16 protein-coding genes are annotated in these 14,274 nt (G+C 60.4%); 13 read left to right on the top strand and 3 right to left on the bottom strand.

Annotation, left to right across the window (positions count from 1 at the left end):
* The first annotated feature begins 490 nt into the window (after positions 1-490).
* From ACJ8PN_RS03300 to ACJ8PN_RS03290, 3 genes are all read left to right on the top strand, one after another.
* Positions 491-1,795 carry an MFS transporter gene (locus ACJ8PN_RS03300; protein ID WP_442534605.1) on the top strand — a complete coding sequence of 435 codons (1,305 nt, stop codon included), beginning with the start codon at positions 491-493 and terminating at the stop codon, positions 1,793-1,795.
* Positions 1,796-1,904: 109 nt separating this feature from the next.
* The gene (locus tag ACJ8PN_RS03295) at positions 1,905-2,207 is read left to right on the top strand and encodes a winged helix-turn-helix transcriptional regulator (protein ID WP_351106843.1); all 303 of its coding nucleotides are present in this window, start codon (positions 1,905-1,907) and stop codon (positions 2,205-2,207) included.
* A 33-nt stretch (positions 2,208-2,240) separates the two neighbouring features.
* Complete coding sequence (locus ACJ8PN_RS03290) at positions 2,241-2,672, top strand: hypothetical protein (RefSeq protein ID WP_351106490.1); 432 nt, start codon at positions 2,241-2,243, stop codon at positions 2,670-2,672.
* Here the strand turns inward: ACJ8PN_RS03290 and cynR are convergent.
* Entirely contained in the window at positions 2,596-3,546 is a 951-nt protein-coding gene (cynR, locus tag ACJ8PN_RS03285) for a transcriptional regulator CynR (RefSeq protein ID WP_351106488.1), read from the bottom strand. The two genes, ACJ8PN_RS03290 and cynR, sit on opposite strands and share 77 nt — an antisense overlap.
* 112 nt (positions 3,547-3,658) lie before the next feature.
* On the opposite strand from cynR, the gene ACJ8PN_RS03280 reads away from it, so the two are divergent.
* The 4 genes from ACJ8PN_RS03280 to ACJ8PN_RS03265 all read left to right on the top strand — a co-directional run bounded on the left by ACJ8PN_RS03280 (position 3,659) and on the right by ACJ8PN_RS03265 (position 5,862).
* Positions 3,659-4,312, top strand: coding sequence for a carbonic anhydrase (locus ACJ8PN_RS03280; RefSeq protein ID WP_004939026.1), 654 nt, complete (start codon positions 3,659-3,661; stop codon positions 4,310-4,312).
* A gap of 19 nt (positions 4,313-4,331) precedes the next feature.
* Entirely contained in the window at positions 4,332-4,802 is a 471-nt protein-coding gene (cynS, locus tag ACJ8PN_RS03275) for a cyanase (protein WP_351106485.1), read from the top strand.
* 233 nt (positions 4,803-5,035) lie between these two features.
* Positions 5,036-5,293, top strand: a complete 258-nt coding sequence (locus ACJ8PN_RS03270) for a YjhX family toxin (RefSeq protein ID WP_004939031.1) — start codon at positions 5,036-5,038, stop codon at positions 5,291-5,293.
* Between the two features lie 62 nt (positions 5,294-5,355).
* Positions 5,356-5,862 carry a GNAT family N-acetyltransferase gene (locus tag ACJ8PN_RS03265; RefSeq protein ID WP_171453635.1) on the top strand — a complete coding sequence of 169 codons (507 nt, stop codon included), beginning with the start codon at positions 5,356-5,358 and terminating at the stop codon, positions 5,860-5,862.
* A 322-nt stretch (positions 5,863-6,184) separates the two neighbouring features.
* Here the strand turns inward: ACJ8PN_RS03265 and ACJ8PN_RS03260 are convergent, their stop codons facing one another.
* Positions 6,185-7,081: a LysR family transcriptional regulator gene (locus tag ACJ8PN_RS03260; RefSeq protein WP_351106481.1), complete on the bottom strand. Its 897-nt coding sequence runs from the start codon at positions 7,079-7,081 to the stop codon at positions 6,185-6,187.
* 132 nt (positions 7,082-7,213) lie between these two features.
* Here ACJ8PN_RS03260 and ACJ8PN_RS03255 point away from each other — a divergent pair, with 132 nt between their 5' ends.
* A complete protein-coding gene (locus tag ACJ8PN_RS03255) occupies positions 7,214-7,945 on the top strand; it encodes an isochorismatase family protein (protein WP_274864773.1) in 732 nt (243 codons plus the stop codon).
* A 32-nt stretch (positions 7,946-7,977) separates the two neighbouring features.
* Here the strand turns inward: ACJ8PN_RS03255 and ACJ8PN_RS03250 are convergent, their stop codons facing one another.
* Positions 7,978-8,325: an antibiotic biosynthesis monooxygenase family protein gene (locus ACJ8PN_RS03250; RefSeq protein ID WP_004939060.1), complete on the bottom strand. Its 348-nt coding sequence runs from the start codon at positions 8,323-8,325 to the stop codon at positions 7,978-7,980.
* A 175-nt stretch (positions 8,326-8,500) separates the two neighbouring features.
* On the opposite strand from ACJ8PN_RS03250, the gene ACJ8PN_RS03245 reads away from it, so the two are divergent.
* From ACJ8PN_RS03245 to ACJ8PN_RS03225, 5 genes are all read left to right on the top strand, one after another.
* A complete protein-coding gene (locus ACJ8PN_RS03245; protein ID WP_351106479.1) occupies positions 8,501-9,184 on the top strand; it encodes an ArsR/SmtB family transcription factor in 684 nt (227 codons plus the stop codon).
* Between the two features lie 74 nt (positions 9,185-9,258).
* Positions 9,259-9,966: a glutathione S-transferase N-terminal domain-containing protein gene (locus ACJ8PN_RS03240; RefSeq protein WP_004939065.1), complete on the top strand. Its 708-nt coding sequence runs from the start codon at positions 9,259-9,261 to the stop codon at positions 9,964-9,966.
* 131 nt (positions 9,967-10,097) lie between these two features.
* Positions 10,098-11,525: an alkaline phosphatase gene (gene phoA, locus ACJ8PN_RS03235; protein WP_044031625.1), complete on the top strand. Its 1,428-nt coding sequence runs from the start codon at positions 10,098-10,100 to the stop codon at positions 11,523-11,525.
* Positions 11,526-11,985: 460 nt separating this feature from the next.
* Entirely contained in the window at positions 11,986-13,566 is a 1,581-nt protein-coding gene (locus tag ACJ8PN_RS03230; RefSeq protein ID WP_015377186.1) for a malate:quinone oxidoreductase, read from the top strand.
* A gap of 205 nt (positions 13,567-13,771) precedes the next feature.
* Positions 13,772-14,230 carry a helix-turn-helix domain-containing protein gene (locus ACJ8PN_RS03225; protein ID WP_351106476.1) on the top strand — a complete coding sequence of 153 codons (459 nt, stop codon included), beginning with the start codon at positions 13,772-13,774 and terminating at the stop codon, positions 14,228-14,230.
* Positions 14,231-14,274: the final 44 nt, after the last annotated feature.

Raw genomic sequence — 14,274 nt, 5'->3', positions numbered from 1 at the left:
ATTAACAGAGGGTGCTTGTGAGTCTAGCGTTACGAAGTGCGCGGCATGCTCGTGAGAACAGAGCTGTAAAGGAAATCGATTTATCGTATCGTGACCACTGCCCGCTCTCCTCTCCCCTCTATTTCATTCTATTTTTTGCCGATTATTACCGCATATTCCACTATAAGCGATATTTTGTGACTGACTTCTTAAAAGCCAGGAATATTTAGATAATTAATGTGCTACAGCTCACTAAACCTGTGTGTCTCCTCTTCATCAAAAATTAAATTAATATAATAAAATCAATAAAATAAATTGTTTTATGCAAATAAATTCGTCGTTTATGCATTGGCCACCATAGCATTGCATATGATTGTACATACAAGTATATGTAAACATGACGTTGCCAGCTTGTTGGCGTTTCACGCATCGGCGCCATCGCTGCGCCACCTAACGCCGCCCTGGCCGGAAAATAATAACAACACCGTCCACCTACTTGTGAGAGATAACGATGAACGCTGCTGAAGATGCATTGCCCAAAAGCCAAACGGCAGAGAAAGGCACAGTAGATTACAAAGTCATTGTCGGCGCCAGCCTGGGCAACGGCCTGGAGATTTTCGATTTCACCGTATACAGCTTCTTTGCCGCCATCATCGGCAAACTCTATTTTCCCAGCGACAGCGCCTACGGCTCCTTGTTGATGTCGGTGGCGGTATTTGGCGTCGGCTTTATCATGCGCCCGCTGGGCAGCATGGTGCTGGGCGCCTATGCCGACCGGGTCGGCCGCAAGGCCGCCATGCTGATGACCATCGTGCTAATGGGCGTCGGCACCGCCCTGATTGCCTTCGCGCCAACCCATGCGCAAATCGGCGTTATGGCGCCGGTGCTGATCGTAGTCGGTCGCCTGATTCAGGGTTTCGCCGCCGGCGGTGAAGTGGGCTCAGCGACTACGCTGCTGCTGGAGTCCGCCGGAGCCAATCAGCGCGGCTTTTTCGTCAGTTGGCAGGCAATCAGCCAGGGCGTCAGCGCCCTGCTCGGCGCCTCGTGCGGCCTGGCGCTCACCTATTTTCTGTCGGAAGAGGCGCTGTATGCCTGGGGCTGGCGCGTGCCGTTCATCATCGGCCTGCTGATCATTCCGGTCGGCGTCTATATCCGTAAGCATCTGGAAGAGACCTACAGCGGCGAACAGCCGGATCGTGCGCGGGTACCGCTGAACCCGGTGTGGGATCTGGTGAGCAACCATGCCAAAGACCTGTTGCTGGGGGGGCTGGTCATCATGTCCGGCACCGTGATGGTTTATGTGGTGCTGCTTTACATGCCGACCTACATGATGCAGACCTACCACATCGCCGGCCCGACCGCCTATCTGTTCAGCTGCATTGCCTCCGTGGTGCAAATCGTGGCGGTCTATTACGCCGGGCGCTATGTCGATCGGATCCAGAATTACAAAAGGCCGCTGCTGTTCTCGATCTTTGCGGCACTGATCCTGATTTACCCAACCTTCTGGTTCCTCAGCGCCACGCAAACCCTGTGGCTGGCGATCGTTTTCCGCATCCTGCTGATCGGCGCACTGGGGATCAACATGCTGGCCAGCACCATGCTGATCGTCTCGGCGCTGCCGCGCCACGTGCGCGCCACAGGCACCTCGATGATCTACGCCTTTGGCGTGACGCTGTTCGGTGGATCGGCGCAGTTGATCGTTACCTGGCTGCTGGAGACCAGCGGCAACCCGCTGGCGCCGGCGTGGTACGTAACCGGCATGTTGACCGTCAGCCTGATAGCTACTCTGCTGTTCCGGGAGCGCCACACCGAGTAACGTACCGTTCAGTACCGATACTGCCGCAGGGGATAACTTACTCAGAAGTGAGAAGGCATGCGAGAATATCGGCGCTTCGCGCCAGGCGTTGAGCAACCGTCTGAATGCCATGGTAGAACAAGAACTGTTGGCCAAACGCGCTTACCGGGAGCCGGGCGAGCGTGAGCGACATGAATATGTCTTGACGGACAAGGGACGCAGCCTGGGGCCCATCCTGGTTGCGCTGATGGCATGGGGCCACCGGCATATTCTGCATGCCCCCCCCACGTTCAACTGGTGGATAAACACAGCGGGCTGCCGGTGCAGCTGGCATTTATCGATGCGCAGGCCCGCGTGGTACCTGAAGACGCGCTGCAAATGTCGGCCGTTGAGCTCCCCCGGGCCTGACTTACGCATTCTGGTCTACGCTTGATACCAGACTGATTTAGGACAAGGATGCTGAACCATGCCACACCTCTATAACACCGCGCTGCTGATCGGCGCCGCGGTGAGCGCCATCGCCGCACTGCTGCATATTTGGGTGATCGCCGCCGGGCCGCGCGGCTATCGGCTGTGCGGCGCCGGCGATCGCTTCATTAAGGCGGCGGAAGCGGGTAAAAAGTTCCCGGCCGTCGTCACCACCGGTATCGCGCTGGTGCTGTTTATTTGGGCGCTTTACGCGCTGTCCGGCGCCGGGCTGATCGCGCCGCTGCCGCTGCTGCGGCCCGCGCTGTTTATCATCACCTTTATCTACCTGCTGCGCGGCGTCGCCGGCCCTTTCGCCCTGCGCGACACCGGCCGCAGCCAACGCTTTATCATCGTCAGCTCGCTGATTTGCCTCGGCTTCGGGCTGGTGCATCTGCTGGGGATGACGCAGCGCTGGGGGGCGTTGGCGTAACGCCCTGTTGCTGCAAAACGGCGATAAACGCCTGCGCGGCGGCGCTGCGGTAAGCGCCTTGGCGCTGCAGCAACACCGCCTGCCGAGCCGGCATGGCGTTGGCCAGCACCACTTTTTTCAACTGCCGGTTCTCGCGTGCAATGGCGGCCGGCAACAGCGTGGCGAGCTGCCCCCGCCGCACGATCTCGACGATAGCGCCCAGCGCATTGGCCTCCACCGCCACCAGCGGCCGGAAACCGAGCTGCGTGCAGTAGCGATCGATAAACTGGCGCGTGGCGAAATCGCCGCTCAGCAAGGCCAGCGGCAGATGCCGCCATTCCGCCAGCGTCAGCGGCCGGCGCCGCGCCGCCAGGGGATGATCGGCGCCGACCATCAGCTCCAGCGTCTCGCTGAACAACGGCGTCGCTTCCACCTCCACCGACTGCGCCATCTCGAAGGCAATCCCCAGATCCAACCGATCCTGCGCCAACAGCGCCTCGATCCGCTCTTGCGCCATCTCCTCAATGCTCAGCGTAATCCCCGGATAGCGGCGGTAGAACGCATCGATCGTCGGCCCCACCAGATAGGCGGTGAACGTTGGCGTCATCGCCAGCCGCAGATGGCCGCGCGCCAGCGTCGCCACGTCATGGATCGCCCGCGCGCCGGCGTCCAGATCCTGCAGCGCCAGGCGCGCATAGCGCATCCAGGCCTCACCGGCGTCGGTCAGCTGCACCCTTCTGCCGCTGCGATCGAACAGCGGCGCTCCCAGCGCATCCTCCAGCTGTTTGATCTGCTGCGACAAGGTCGGTTGCGAGACGTGCAGCGCTTCGGCGGCACGGGTGAAATTGCCCTGTTCGGCCACGGCCAGAAAATAACGGATATGTCGCAGCAGCATAGCGCCCCAACTATTAGTAATACCTATAGCCATCATTATAAATGGGTCTTAGACCCTATAGCCAGAAGCGTTCATCATGCCGTCATCGCTTACCCCCCCAGGGAGAAAAACAATGAAAGAGGTGATTGAGGGCTTCCTGAAGTTCCAGCGCGAAGCCTTTGTTGAACGCACGGCGCTGTTTCAGCGGCTGGCGACCCGCCAAAATCCGCGCACCCTGTTTATCTCGTGTTCCGACAGCCGCCTGGTGCCGGAGCTGGTCACCCAGCGCGAGCCGGGCGATCTGTTCGTGATCCGCAATGCCGGTAACATCGTGCCTTCTTTCGGCCCCGAACCCGGCGGGGTGACCGCCTCGGTCGAGTACGCGGTCGCCGCGCTGGGCGTGGAAGATATCGTGATCTGCGGCCATTCCGACTGCGGCGCGATGACCGCTATCGCCACCTGCCAGTGCCTGGATCACCTGCCGACGGTCGCCGGCTGGCTGCGTTACGCCGATTCCGCCAAGGCGGTCAATCAGGCTTATCCGCATGTCTCCGACGAGGCCCGGGTCGCGTCGATGGTGCGCGAGAACGTCATCGCCCAACTCAACAACATCAAAACGCACCCTTCCGTCGCCCTGGCGCTGGATCAGGGCCGCCTGACGCTGCACGGCTGGGTCTATGACATCGCCAGCGGCGCTATCGAGGCGCTGGACGGCGAAACCCGCCGCTTCGTGCCGCTCGCCACCCATCCCGAGGTGACCGCCACGCCGGCGATCGCCCGTTTTTAAGCCAACAAAAGGAGCCAATATGACACACTCTCTGCATAACGCCGCCCCGCGCGAAGCGCTCACCAACACCATCATGGCCGCCAAGATCCGCCATAACCTGACGTTCGAAGCGCTGGCCGAGGGCACCGGCCTCAGCCTGGCGTTTGTCACCGCCGCCCTGCTGGGGCAGCATGCGCTGCCGGAACCGGCAGCGCGCACCGTGGCGGCCAAGCTGGGGCTGGATGAAGAAGCGGTGCAGCTGCTGCAAACCATCCCGCTGCGCGGCAGCATTCCCGGCGGCGTGCCGACCGACCCGACCATTTATCGTTTCTATGAAATGCTGCAGGTCTACGGCTCCACGCTGAAAGCGCTGGTGCACGAGCAGTTTGGCGACGGCATCATCAGCGCCATCAACTTCAAGCTGGATATCAAGAAGGTCGCCGATCCGGACGGCGGCGAACGCGCGGTGATCACCCTGGACGGCAAATACCTGCCGACCAAGCCTTTCTGACTGGCCTTTCGCCGGCGGCCCGCGTCGCCGGCAAATTGACAGCCAACCGGCCATTGGCTACATTAACTGCGCTTAAACGCCGTCCTGGCGTTTTTCACTGCCCGAGGCCTGTATGTTGGAGATTGTAACCACCCGATAGTCGTTTCCTTGCCGCATGGCGAGGGACTTTGACGTATCCGACGCGCGTTTGCGCGGGGATGCGCGTATCTGGGGTTATTACAGGATCTCCCAACATGAACATTTCCAAAGCGGAACAACGCGTGCTGCACGTGTTGGCCAAAGGCGGCTATATCGCCTTCACCCGCAACGACGCCGGTCGCGTCACCCACGTCGAATGCTACACCCGCGAAGGGCTCGGCCTGGCCGACTGCTCGCTGGCCGTTTTCACCAAGCTCAAAACCAAACGCCTGATCCTCTCTCGCCAGGGGCGCCCTTATCGCGTCACCTTCGCCGGGCTCAAGGCCGTGCGTGCGCAGCTGGATAACCGTTAATCATCGATACCGGCCGGGCAGGCAGCCCGGTCGGCTCAGCCTTATTGAATCAGGATACAACCATGAACATCACGTTACGCCACGAAACGCCGGCCGACGTCGGCGCCATCGCCACCCTGACCGCCGCCGCATTCCTGCACGCCGAACACAGCAGCCACACCGAGCAGTTTATCGTCAATGCGCTGCGCGCAGCGGGAGCCCTCACCCTGTCGCTGGTCGCCGAGCACAATGGCACACCGCTCGGGCACGCGTCCGTCTCACCGGTCGTGCTCAGCAACGGCGCCGCCGGTTGGTACGGGCTGGCGCCGGTATCGGTGCTGCCGGCCTGTCAGAACCGGGGGATCGGCAGCCGCCTGATCCGCCAACTGCTGGCCGAGCTGCAGGAACACGGCGCCGCAGGCTGCGTAGTGCTGGGCGAGCCGAACTATTACGGCCGTTTCGGCTTCCAGGCGCAGGACGCGCTGACCCTGCCGGGCGTGCCGCAAGACTACTTCCGCGCCATCGCCTTCCAGGGCGTTCTGCCGTGCGCGGAAGTCGCATTCCACGCTGCGTTTAACGCCAAAGCGTAACCCTGTTGCCGGCGCCGTCATGGCGCCGGTTTTCAGTCCCGTTTGCCATAACGCAAGACGGCCATCCCTTCTTCTTCCGCCGGGAAAAAAGTACTGTGCCAGGCGCTCAAACTCCGTTTCGCTCAGTGCAAACGGGTTACAGGGTAGGTTTGCATAACGTTCTCCGGTCGTTGCGGGAGGGGGATAAAAAAACCCGCCTGCCGGCGGGTTATATTGGCGACATACGCGCTATCCCACCCTTTGGAGAAGGGTGATAATAATTAGCGCGAATGAGCGGTAGGATTTTTTCATAGCTAATGAATATGACAACCGTACGCCGTTGTCAATTCGCCGTCATCAATCCCTGTTCTCGCACAAACTCGGTGAATAAACTCACTTTCTGCTGCACATGCCGGCGTGTCGGATAAACCGCAAAGACCTGATGCACGTCGGCAATCTGTTCAGGGAACAGCCGCACCAGCCTGCCGGCGGCGATCTCGGGATCCGCCACGAACGACGGCAGCGAACCGATGCCCAATCCCGCCACCAACATATCCCGCAGCATCAGGCTGTTGTTGGCGATCAACCGGGGAGTGAACGCCACGCTCAGGCTCTCCTCGCCGGCGGTGAACTGCCACTGCCCCGGCCTTTCCGCCAGGGAATAGGCCAGACAGCTGTGTCGCTGTAATTCATTCGGCGTTTGCGGCATGCCGTGTTGCGCCAAATAGCCGGGCGCGGCGCAAATTCGCTGGTGCACTTCACCCAACGCCCGGGCGCTGAGGGAAGAGTCCGGCAGCCGTTGGCGAATGCGCAAGGAAATATCGAAACCAGCCGCCACTACGTCCAATACCCTGTCGTCCAGCGTCAGTTCCACCTGCAACTGCGGGTAACGTTGCATAAACAGCGGCAACAGCGGCGACAGCACCGTCAGGCCGAATGAGAGCGGCGCATTGACCCGCAGCATGCCGGAGACCTGCTGCGCGCTGGCGGCAACCGTCTGTTCCAGCGCGTCGAACTCGCCGAGCAACCGACAGGCTTCCTGGTAATAGATCTGCCCGGCTTCGGTCAGGCTCATGCTGCGGGTGGTGCGCACGAGCAACAGCGTCCCCAACCGGCTTTCCAACTGCTTAATCTGCTTGCTCAACGCCGCCGGCGTGATCGCCAGATCCTCCGCCGCCTTATAGAAACTGTTGCGCTCCACCACGCGGCGAAAGGCGCGCATCGTCAGTAGCACGTCCACATTATGTCCCGTTAGTTAATTATAAATTCAATAAAACACAGATTATTAACCACAACAACCTAAGTAGACTTTATCCAACCGCTTCCCTGAGTGGTAAGTGAATTTAATCTACTGATAATGATGGAGTTAATAATGAAAAAGACCCTATTCGCCCTGATGCTCGGCCTGAGCGCCGCCACCGCCCCCGTCGCCGCGCTGGCGCAATCCCCCGCCGCCGATAGCCGCCAGGCGGGTTATGTGCAGCCGCTGACCGCCGACAACAGCCTGTTGCTGTTGGTCGATCTGCAGGACATGTTCGGCATGACCATTTCCTCTATCGATCAAACCAATCTGGTGAATAACGCCGCCGGCATCGCCAAGGCCGCCAAAGTGTTCAACGTGCCGACCATTCTGGCCTCGGCCAACGCCAAAAGCTTCGCCGGGCCGGTATTCCAGCAGGTGACGCAGGCACGCCCGGACCTGCAGGTGTACGACCGCACCGCCATCAACGTCTGGCAGGATCGGCGCGTGGTGGATCTGATCAAACAATCCGGCCGCAAGAAAATCATCATCGGCGGGCTGTGGACCGCCAGTTGCGTGATGTTGCCGGCGCTGTCCGCCCTGGGCGAGGGGTATGAGGTTTATATCCTGTCGGACGTCACCGGCGACATTACGCCAGACAGCCAAAACAACGCCATACAGCGTCTGGTTCAGGCGGGCGCCACGCCCATCAACTGGGTAGCGTTGATGCTGGAATGGCAGCAGGACTGGAGCCGTAAAGCCACGGCGGGGGGTGTATTGCAGATCGCTCGCGACCACGGCGCCGCCTGGGGGATGGGCGCCAGCTACGCCGGGGCGATGAAGGTGGGCAGCGAGGCGAAATAGCGGGTGAAAGCCCGCCGGCGGCGGGCTTATTCTTAGGTACGGTGATAACAACGGCTATCCTGCGGCGCCTGGTCGCGACTTTCCAGCCCGTAGTCCCGCACCACCTCCGCCACCCGCAGCCGATACTGCGCCAGCACCTCGCCACGGCCGCGCGCCTGCGCCGCCCGGTGCTGCTCGAGATTGCGCCACTGCTGCACCGCCGCCTCGTCGCGCCAGAAGGAGAGCGACAGCAGGCGTGCAGGATCGGCCAGGCTTTGAAAGCGCTCGATGGAAATGAATCCGTCGATCTGCGCCAGCAGCGGCTTCAGCTCCGCCGCCAACGTCAGGTAGGTATCGCGCTGCCCGTCGGCAGCCTGCAGTTCAAACATCACGGCAATCATCCTCGTCTCCTCTCAACGGTAAAATTCCGGCACGCGCGCATTGAGCGAACGGCGCCACTGCACCGATTTCAGCGCCCGCTCATCTATATCCAGCGGACACGGGCGCACAGCACCAGAATGCGATAGCCACAGGCTAGCGATGGACGCGCCGTCATACTTCGTCTAACCTCGAAGTATGCATAACATCGAGATAGAAGATCGTTTAGCGGCGCTGAGCGCCGCCATCGCCGACCGCACCCGGGCGCGCATGCTGTGTCTGTTGATGGACGGGCGCGCCTACACCGCCACCGAGCTCAGCGCGGCGGTCGAGGTCGCCCCGTCTACCGCCAGCGCACATCTGGCGAAGCTGCTGGAGCAGCGGCTGATTGCCTGCCTCAAACAGGGGCGCTATCGCTATTTTCGGCTGGCCGGGCAACCGGTGGCCGCAGCGCTGGAGGGTCTGATGGCGCTGGCGGGCGTGCCGCGCCCGTCGGTGAAAAGCAGCACGCCCACCTCGCTGCAATATGCTCGCACCTGTTACGACCATATGGCGGGCGAGGTGGCGGTGAAGCTGCACGATCGGCTGCATGCGCTGAACTGGCTGACCGGCGAAGAAGACTACCGGTTAAGCGACGTCGGTCAGGCCGCGCTGGCGCGGCTGGGGGTCGATTGCTCCCCCGCTCCCACCCGCCGCCGCTTCGCCTGCGGCTGCCTGGACTGGAGCGAACGCCGCTCTCACCTCGGTGGCGCGCTGGGCGCCGCGCTGTTAGCCGCCTTTATCCAACGCGGCTGGATCGTCCGCCGGCTCGACAGCCGCGAACTGCAGCTGCCCCCCGCCGGTAAAAAAGCGCTGGCCGCACATTTTGACCTCACGGTGTAACCCGGCGGCGGGGTAGTTTTACTGCAATACTCAAGGGGTACGCTTAAACGACCCCGCCAACCCGAGGAGTTTCCATGCTCGATTCCACCCAATTCCCGATCGTCAAACGCTGGCCGGCTCAGCACCCGGAACGGCTGCAGCTCTACTCTCTGCCGACGCCGAACGGCGTCAAAGTCTCCATCATGCTGGAAGAGATCGGCCTGCCTTATGAAGCGCACCTGATCGACATCGGCAACAACGAGACCTGGACGCCGGAATTCCTGGCGCTGAACCCGAACGGCAAGATCCCGGCAATCATCGATCCCGACGGCCCCGGCGGCCGGCCGCTGCCGCTGTTCGAATCCGGCGCCATTCTGCTCTACCTGGCGGAAAAGAGCGGCCGTTTCTTGCCGCAGGATCCGGCGCAGCGTTATGAGACCATTCAGTGGGTGTTCTTCCAGATGGCCGCCGTCGGCCCAATGTTCGGCCAGCTCGGTTTCTTCCACAAATTCGCCGGGCGCGAATATGAAGACAAGCGGCCGCTGGAGCGTTACAAGAATGAATCGAAACGCCTGCTCGGCGTATTGGAAACGCGCCTTGAAGGCCGCGACTGGATCATGGGCGCGGACTACACCATCGCCGATATCTCGCTGCTGGGCTGGGTGCGTAACCTGATCGGCTTCTATGAGGCGCGCGAGCTGGTGGCGTTCGACAGTTTCCCCCGCGTCGCGCAGTGGCTGGAGCGCGGTTTGGCGCGGCCGGCGGTGCAGCGCGGGCTGGCTATTCCGGCGCGCGCGGCCTGATTGTCAAACGGGGTGGCCGCCGGGCCGTCCCGTCTTTCATTGTCATAAAATTGTCATCCCTCTGCTCTACTCTCCTTTCGTAACAATTTGATGTTATTTACATTGTTGTATTACGACAAGGAGCTTACCCCATGCAACCTGCTGTATCCCTGATCGCCGGCGCCGTGCTGTCCGCCCTGCTCTGTTCCTCCGCCATCGCGGCGGAAACCTCGGCCAATGCCGATGGCCTGACCGAACGCGCCGCGCGCGGCAACCTCGCCGAACCGGGCGGCGCCCGTCGTCTGGCCGGCGATCAGACCGCCGCGCTGAAGGCGTCGCTGTCGGACAAAACGGCGAAAAACGTGATTCTGCTGATCGGCGACGGCATGGGGGATTCCGAGATCACCGCCGCGCGCAACTACGCTGAAGGCGCAGGCGGTTACTTCAAGGGCATCGACGCTCTGCCGCTGACCGGGCAATACACCCACTACTCGCTGGACAAGAAAACCCACAAGCCGGATTACGTGACCGATTCCGCCGCCTCCGCCACCGCCTGGACCACCGGGGTGAAAACCTATAACGGCGCGCTCGGCGTGGACGTGAACGGCAAAGATCAGCCGACGCTGCTGGAGATCGCCAAGGCGGCCGGCAAGGCCACCGGCAACGTCTCCACCGCCGAGTTGCAAGACGCTACGCCGGCGGCGCTGGTGTCGCACGTCACCTCGCGCAAATGCTACGGCCCGGAGGAAACCAGCGAGAAATGCGCCGCTAACGCGCTGGAAAACGGCGGCCGCGGCTCCATCACCGAGCAGTTGCTGAAAACCCGCGCCGACGTCACGCTGGGCGGCGGCGCGAAGTCCTTCAACCAGCTGGCGAAAAGCGGCGAATGGCAAGGAAAATCGCTGAAAGATCAGGCGGCAGCGCAGGGTTACCAGTGGGTGAGCAACGCGGATGAGCTGCAGGCCGTTACGCTGGCCAACCAGCAAAAACCGCTGCTGGGTCTGTTCGCCGACGGCAACATGCCAGTGCGCTGGCTGGGGCCGAAAGCCAGCTATCACGGCAACCTCGACAAGCCGGCGGTAACCTGCGAAAACAACCCGGCGCGCACCGCGGCCACGCCAACGCTGGCGGCGATGACCGAAAAAGCGATCGCGCTGTTGAAAGATAACCCGAACGGCTTCTTCCTGCAGGTAGAGGGCGCGTCGATCGATAAGCAGGATCACGCCGCTAACCCGTGCGGGCAGATTGGTGAAACCGTCGATCTGGACGAAGCGGTGCAAAAAGCGCTGGCTTTCGCCCGCGCCGACGGCAACACGCTGGTGATCGTCACCGCCGACCATGCGCACTCCAGCCAGATCGTCGCCGCCGACGCCAAAGCGCCGGGCCTGACACAGATGCTGACCACCAAAGACGGCGCGCCGATGACCCTCAGCTACGGCAACTCGGAAGAAGAGTCGCAGGGGCACACCGGCACCCAATTGCGCGTCGCGGCCTACGGCCCGCACGCCGCCAACGTGGTGGGATTGACCGATCAGACCGATCTGTTCTTCACCATGCGCGATGCGATGGGCATCAAGTAACCGCCTTCTGCGCGATGGCCGCCCGCAACGGCGGCCATTTATTATTGGTTACCGATAGGTATTTGCAATTTAACCGCAATTATTGTGTGATAACGAAATAACGTTTAATTACGCGACAATTAACCCCCGGAAATAACGCGGTTATACGACCTTTCTTCCCTCTTTGTTTATTACTGCGACAGCAACCGGCCTATTTTTGCTTATATTCATTTTTTTTAGTTACAAAAGTAGTTTTTAACATTCTCGCAAACAATAATACCCCGCCAGTAACGTGAACCGATCAATTTGCACCCGGATGGCCTGCAATAGTTCACTTTTCGTTAAAAACCCTATTAACAAAAAGGCATTATTGCTGCCTATCGGCTCACGCCGGGCGGTCGGCTTCATTATTTCCAGGGTAACTCCCGCTAAATTCTTTCACCTGCAATGAGTAGAATTTACACACAAGAGATTTAATTCAATGAGAAAATTACTCGTCCTGATTTTCAGTCTCAGCCTGTTTGGCGTTACGCAACAGGCGGCGGCTGAAGAGAAGAATAAAACCGTCGACGTGGTGTTGATCGGCGGCGGCATCATGAGCGCCACCTTGGGTACCTATCTGCATGAGCTGGAGCCGACCTGGACCATCGACATGTACGAGCGCATGAACGGCGTGGCGGAAGAGAGCTCCAACGGCTGGAACAACGCCGGTACCGGCCACTCCGCCTTCAGCGAAATGAACTACACGCCGGAAAAAGCCGATGGCACCATCGACATCAGCAAGGCGGTGAAGGTCAACGAGTCTTTCGAAATCTCCCGTCAGTTCTGGTCTTATCAGGTGAAAAACAATGTCCTGAAAGATCCGAAATCCTTCATTAACAGCGTGCCGCACATGAGCTTCGTGTGGGGCGACGACAACGTCAACTTCCTGCGTAAACGCTACGCGGCGCTGCAGCACAGCACCCTGTTCCGCGGCATGGAATACTCCGAAGACCCTGCGCAAATCAAACAGTGGGCGCCGCTGGTGATGAACGGCCGCGATCCGGCGCAGAAAATCGCCGCCACCCGCATGCCGCTGGGTACCGACGTTAACTTCGGCGTGATCACCCACCAGCTGGTTGACGCACTGAGCGCCAGCGACAAGTTCAAGCTGAACCTGAGCCACGAAGTGCGCGACATCAAGCGCAACGCCGACCAGACCTGGAGCGTAACCGTTGCCGATCTGAACCGCGACGGTAAAGAAACCACCGTTAACGCCAAGTTCGTGTTCATCGGTGCAGGCGGCGCGTCCCTGACCCTGCTGCAGAAATCCGGCATCCCTGAGGCCGACGGTTACGGCGGCTTCCCGGTCGGCGGCCAGTTCCTGGTCACGACCAACCCGGAGATCGCCAACCAGCACCTGGCCAAAGTGTATGGCCTGGCCAGCGTAGGTTCGCCGCCGATGTCCGTGCCGCACCTGGATACCCGCATGCTGGACGGCAAGCGCGTGCTGCTGTTCGGGCCGTTCGCCACCTTCTCCAGCAAGTTCCTGAAGAACGGTTCGCTGTTTGATCTGCTGCACTCGCTGAGCACCTCGAACCTGATGCCGATGACCCACGTCGGTCTGGATAACTTCGATCTGGTGAAATACCTGGTCGGCCAGCTGATGATGAACGACGACGATCGCTTCGCCGCATTGAAAGAGTACTTCCCGGACGCCAAGCAGGAAGACTGGAAGCTGTGGACCGCAGGCCAGCGCGTACAGATCATCAAGAAAGACGCGGATAAAGGCGGCGTGCTGCAGTTCGGCACCGAAGTCGTCAGCTCTGAAGACGGCAGCATCGCCGCTCTGCTGGGCGCTTCGCCGGGCGCTTCCACCGCTGCGCCAATCATGCTGCACCTGATGGAAACCGTGTTCAAAGACAAAGTGGCGACGCCGGAATGGCAGAGCAAGCTGAAAGAGATCATCCCGTCCTACGGCCACAAGCTGAACGGCGATATCGAGATGACCAACAAGATCCGCGGTTACACCAGCAGCGTGCTGGGTCTGAACTACATTGAAGTGAAACCGGAAACTAACTGATTTTCCGTCACTTCCTACTGAAAAGGCCGCTTTATGCGGCCTTTCTTCTATTCCCCTGCCGTTCAAAGAGCATTTTTGGCCACCTTTTTATCCCCGGCTTACCCTTGCGTAACGGCGTAGTCACGCCTATTATCAAAGCATATTCTTGGATAATTAAGCTAAGTCACTGTGACCTGAATGTCGTTTTTGCGGGAGAACTAAAACCATGGATCGCGTCAATATCATTCACGATTTACTAGACTGGATTGAAACTCATCTGGATCAGCCGCTGCTGCTGGATAACGTCGCCGCCAAGTCGGGCTACTCCAAATGGCACCTGCAGCGCATGTTCCGCAGCACCACCGGCCACGCGCTCGGCAGCTATATCCGCGAGCGGCGCCTGTCGCAGGCGGCGCAGGCGCTGCGCTCCACTCCACGACCGATCCTGGATATCGCCCTGCAATACCATTTCGACTCTCAGCCTTCGTTCTCGCGCGCCTTCAAGAAACAGTTCGGCAAAACCCCGGCGGTGTATCGCCGCACCACCCGCTGGGACGTCGCAGAATGGCCGGCGCAGCCGGTAGAGCTGGAGACCGAACCGCGCCATGATGCCCCCACGCTGCCCCGCTGGTACGCCGGCAAGCCGCCGGAAGGCGTTTGCACCAGCTGGATGGGGCTGCGTTAATCAGCGCGGTATAAGGCACAAAAAAGGGTTCAGTTCGCGAGAAC

It is taken from the genome of Serratia sp. CY76391, assembly GCF_052166695.1.
GTDB lineage: Bacteria > Pseudomonadota > Gammaproteobacteria > Enterobacterales > Enterobacteriaceae > Serratia > Serratia nematodiphila.
This window is presented reverse-complemented; position numbering and strand designations above follow the sequence as displayed.

Coding starts and splice junctions, on each gene's coding strand:
- ACJ8PN_RS03250 (WP_004939060.1), bottom strand. CDS start 8,325: ATGATTGCCGTGATGTTTGAACTGCAGGCTGCCGACGGGCAGCGCGAT.
- cynR (WP_351106488.1), bottom strand. CDS start 3,546: ATGCTGCTGCGACATATCCGTTATTTTCTGGCCGTGGCCGAACAGGGC.
- ACJ8PN_RS03280 (WP_004939026.1), top strand. CDS start 3,659: ATGAAAGAGGTGATTGAGGGCTTCCTGAAGTTCCAGCGCGAAGCCTTT.
- ACJ8PN_RS03245 (WP_351106479.1), top strand. CDS start 8,501: ATGCATAACATCGAGATAGAAGATCGTTTAGCGGCGCTGAGCGCCGCC.
- ACJ8PN_RS03300 (WP_442534605.1), top strand. CDS start 491: ATGAACGCTGCTGAAGATGCATTGCCCAAAAGCCAAACGGCAGAGAAA.
- ACJ8PN_RS03255 (WP_274864773.1), top strand. CDS start 7,214: ATGAAAAAGACCCTATTCGCCCTGATGCTCGGCCTGAGCGCCGCCACC.
- ACJ8PN_RS03265 (WP_171453635.1), top strand. CDS start 5,356: ATGAACATCACGTTACGCCACGAAACGCCGGCCGACGTCGGCGCCATC.
- ACJ8PN_RS03290 (WP_351106490.1), top strand. CDS start 2,241: ATGCCACACCTCTATAACACCGCGCTGCTGATCGGCGCCGCGGTGAGC.
- ACJ8PN_RS03270 (WP_004939031.1), top strand. CDS start 5,036: ATGAACATTTCCAAAGCGGAACAACGCGTGCTGCACGTGTTGGCCAAA.
- ACJ8PN_RS03225 (WP_351106476.1), top strand. CDS start 13,772: ATGGATCGCGTCAATATCATTCACGATTTACTAGACTGGATTGAAACT.
- ACJ8PN_RS03240 (WP_004939065.1), top strand. CDS start 9,259: ATGCTCGATTCCACCCAATTCCCGATCGTCAAACGCTGGCCGGCTCAG.
- ACJ8PN_RS03295 (WP_351106843.1), top strand. CDS start 1,905: ATGGTAGAACAAGAACTGTTGGCCAAACGCGCTTACCGGGAGCCGGGC.
- ACJ8PN_RS03230 (WP_015377186.1), top strand. CDS start 11,986: ATGAGAAAATTACTCGTCCTGATTTTCAGTCTCAGCCTGTTTGGCGTT.
- phoA (WP_044031625.1), top strand. CDS start 10,098: ATGCAACCTGCTGTATCCCTGATCGCCGGCGCCGTGCTGTCCGCCCTG.
- cynS (WP_351106485.1), top strand. CDS start 4,332: ATGACACACTCTCTGCATAACGCCGCCCCGCGCGAAGCGCTCACCAAC.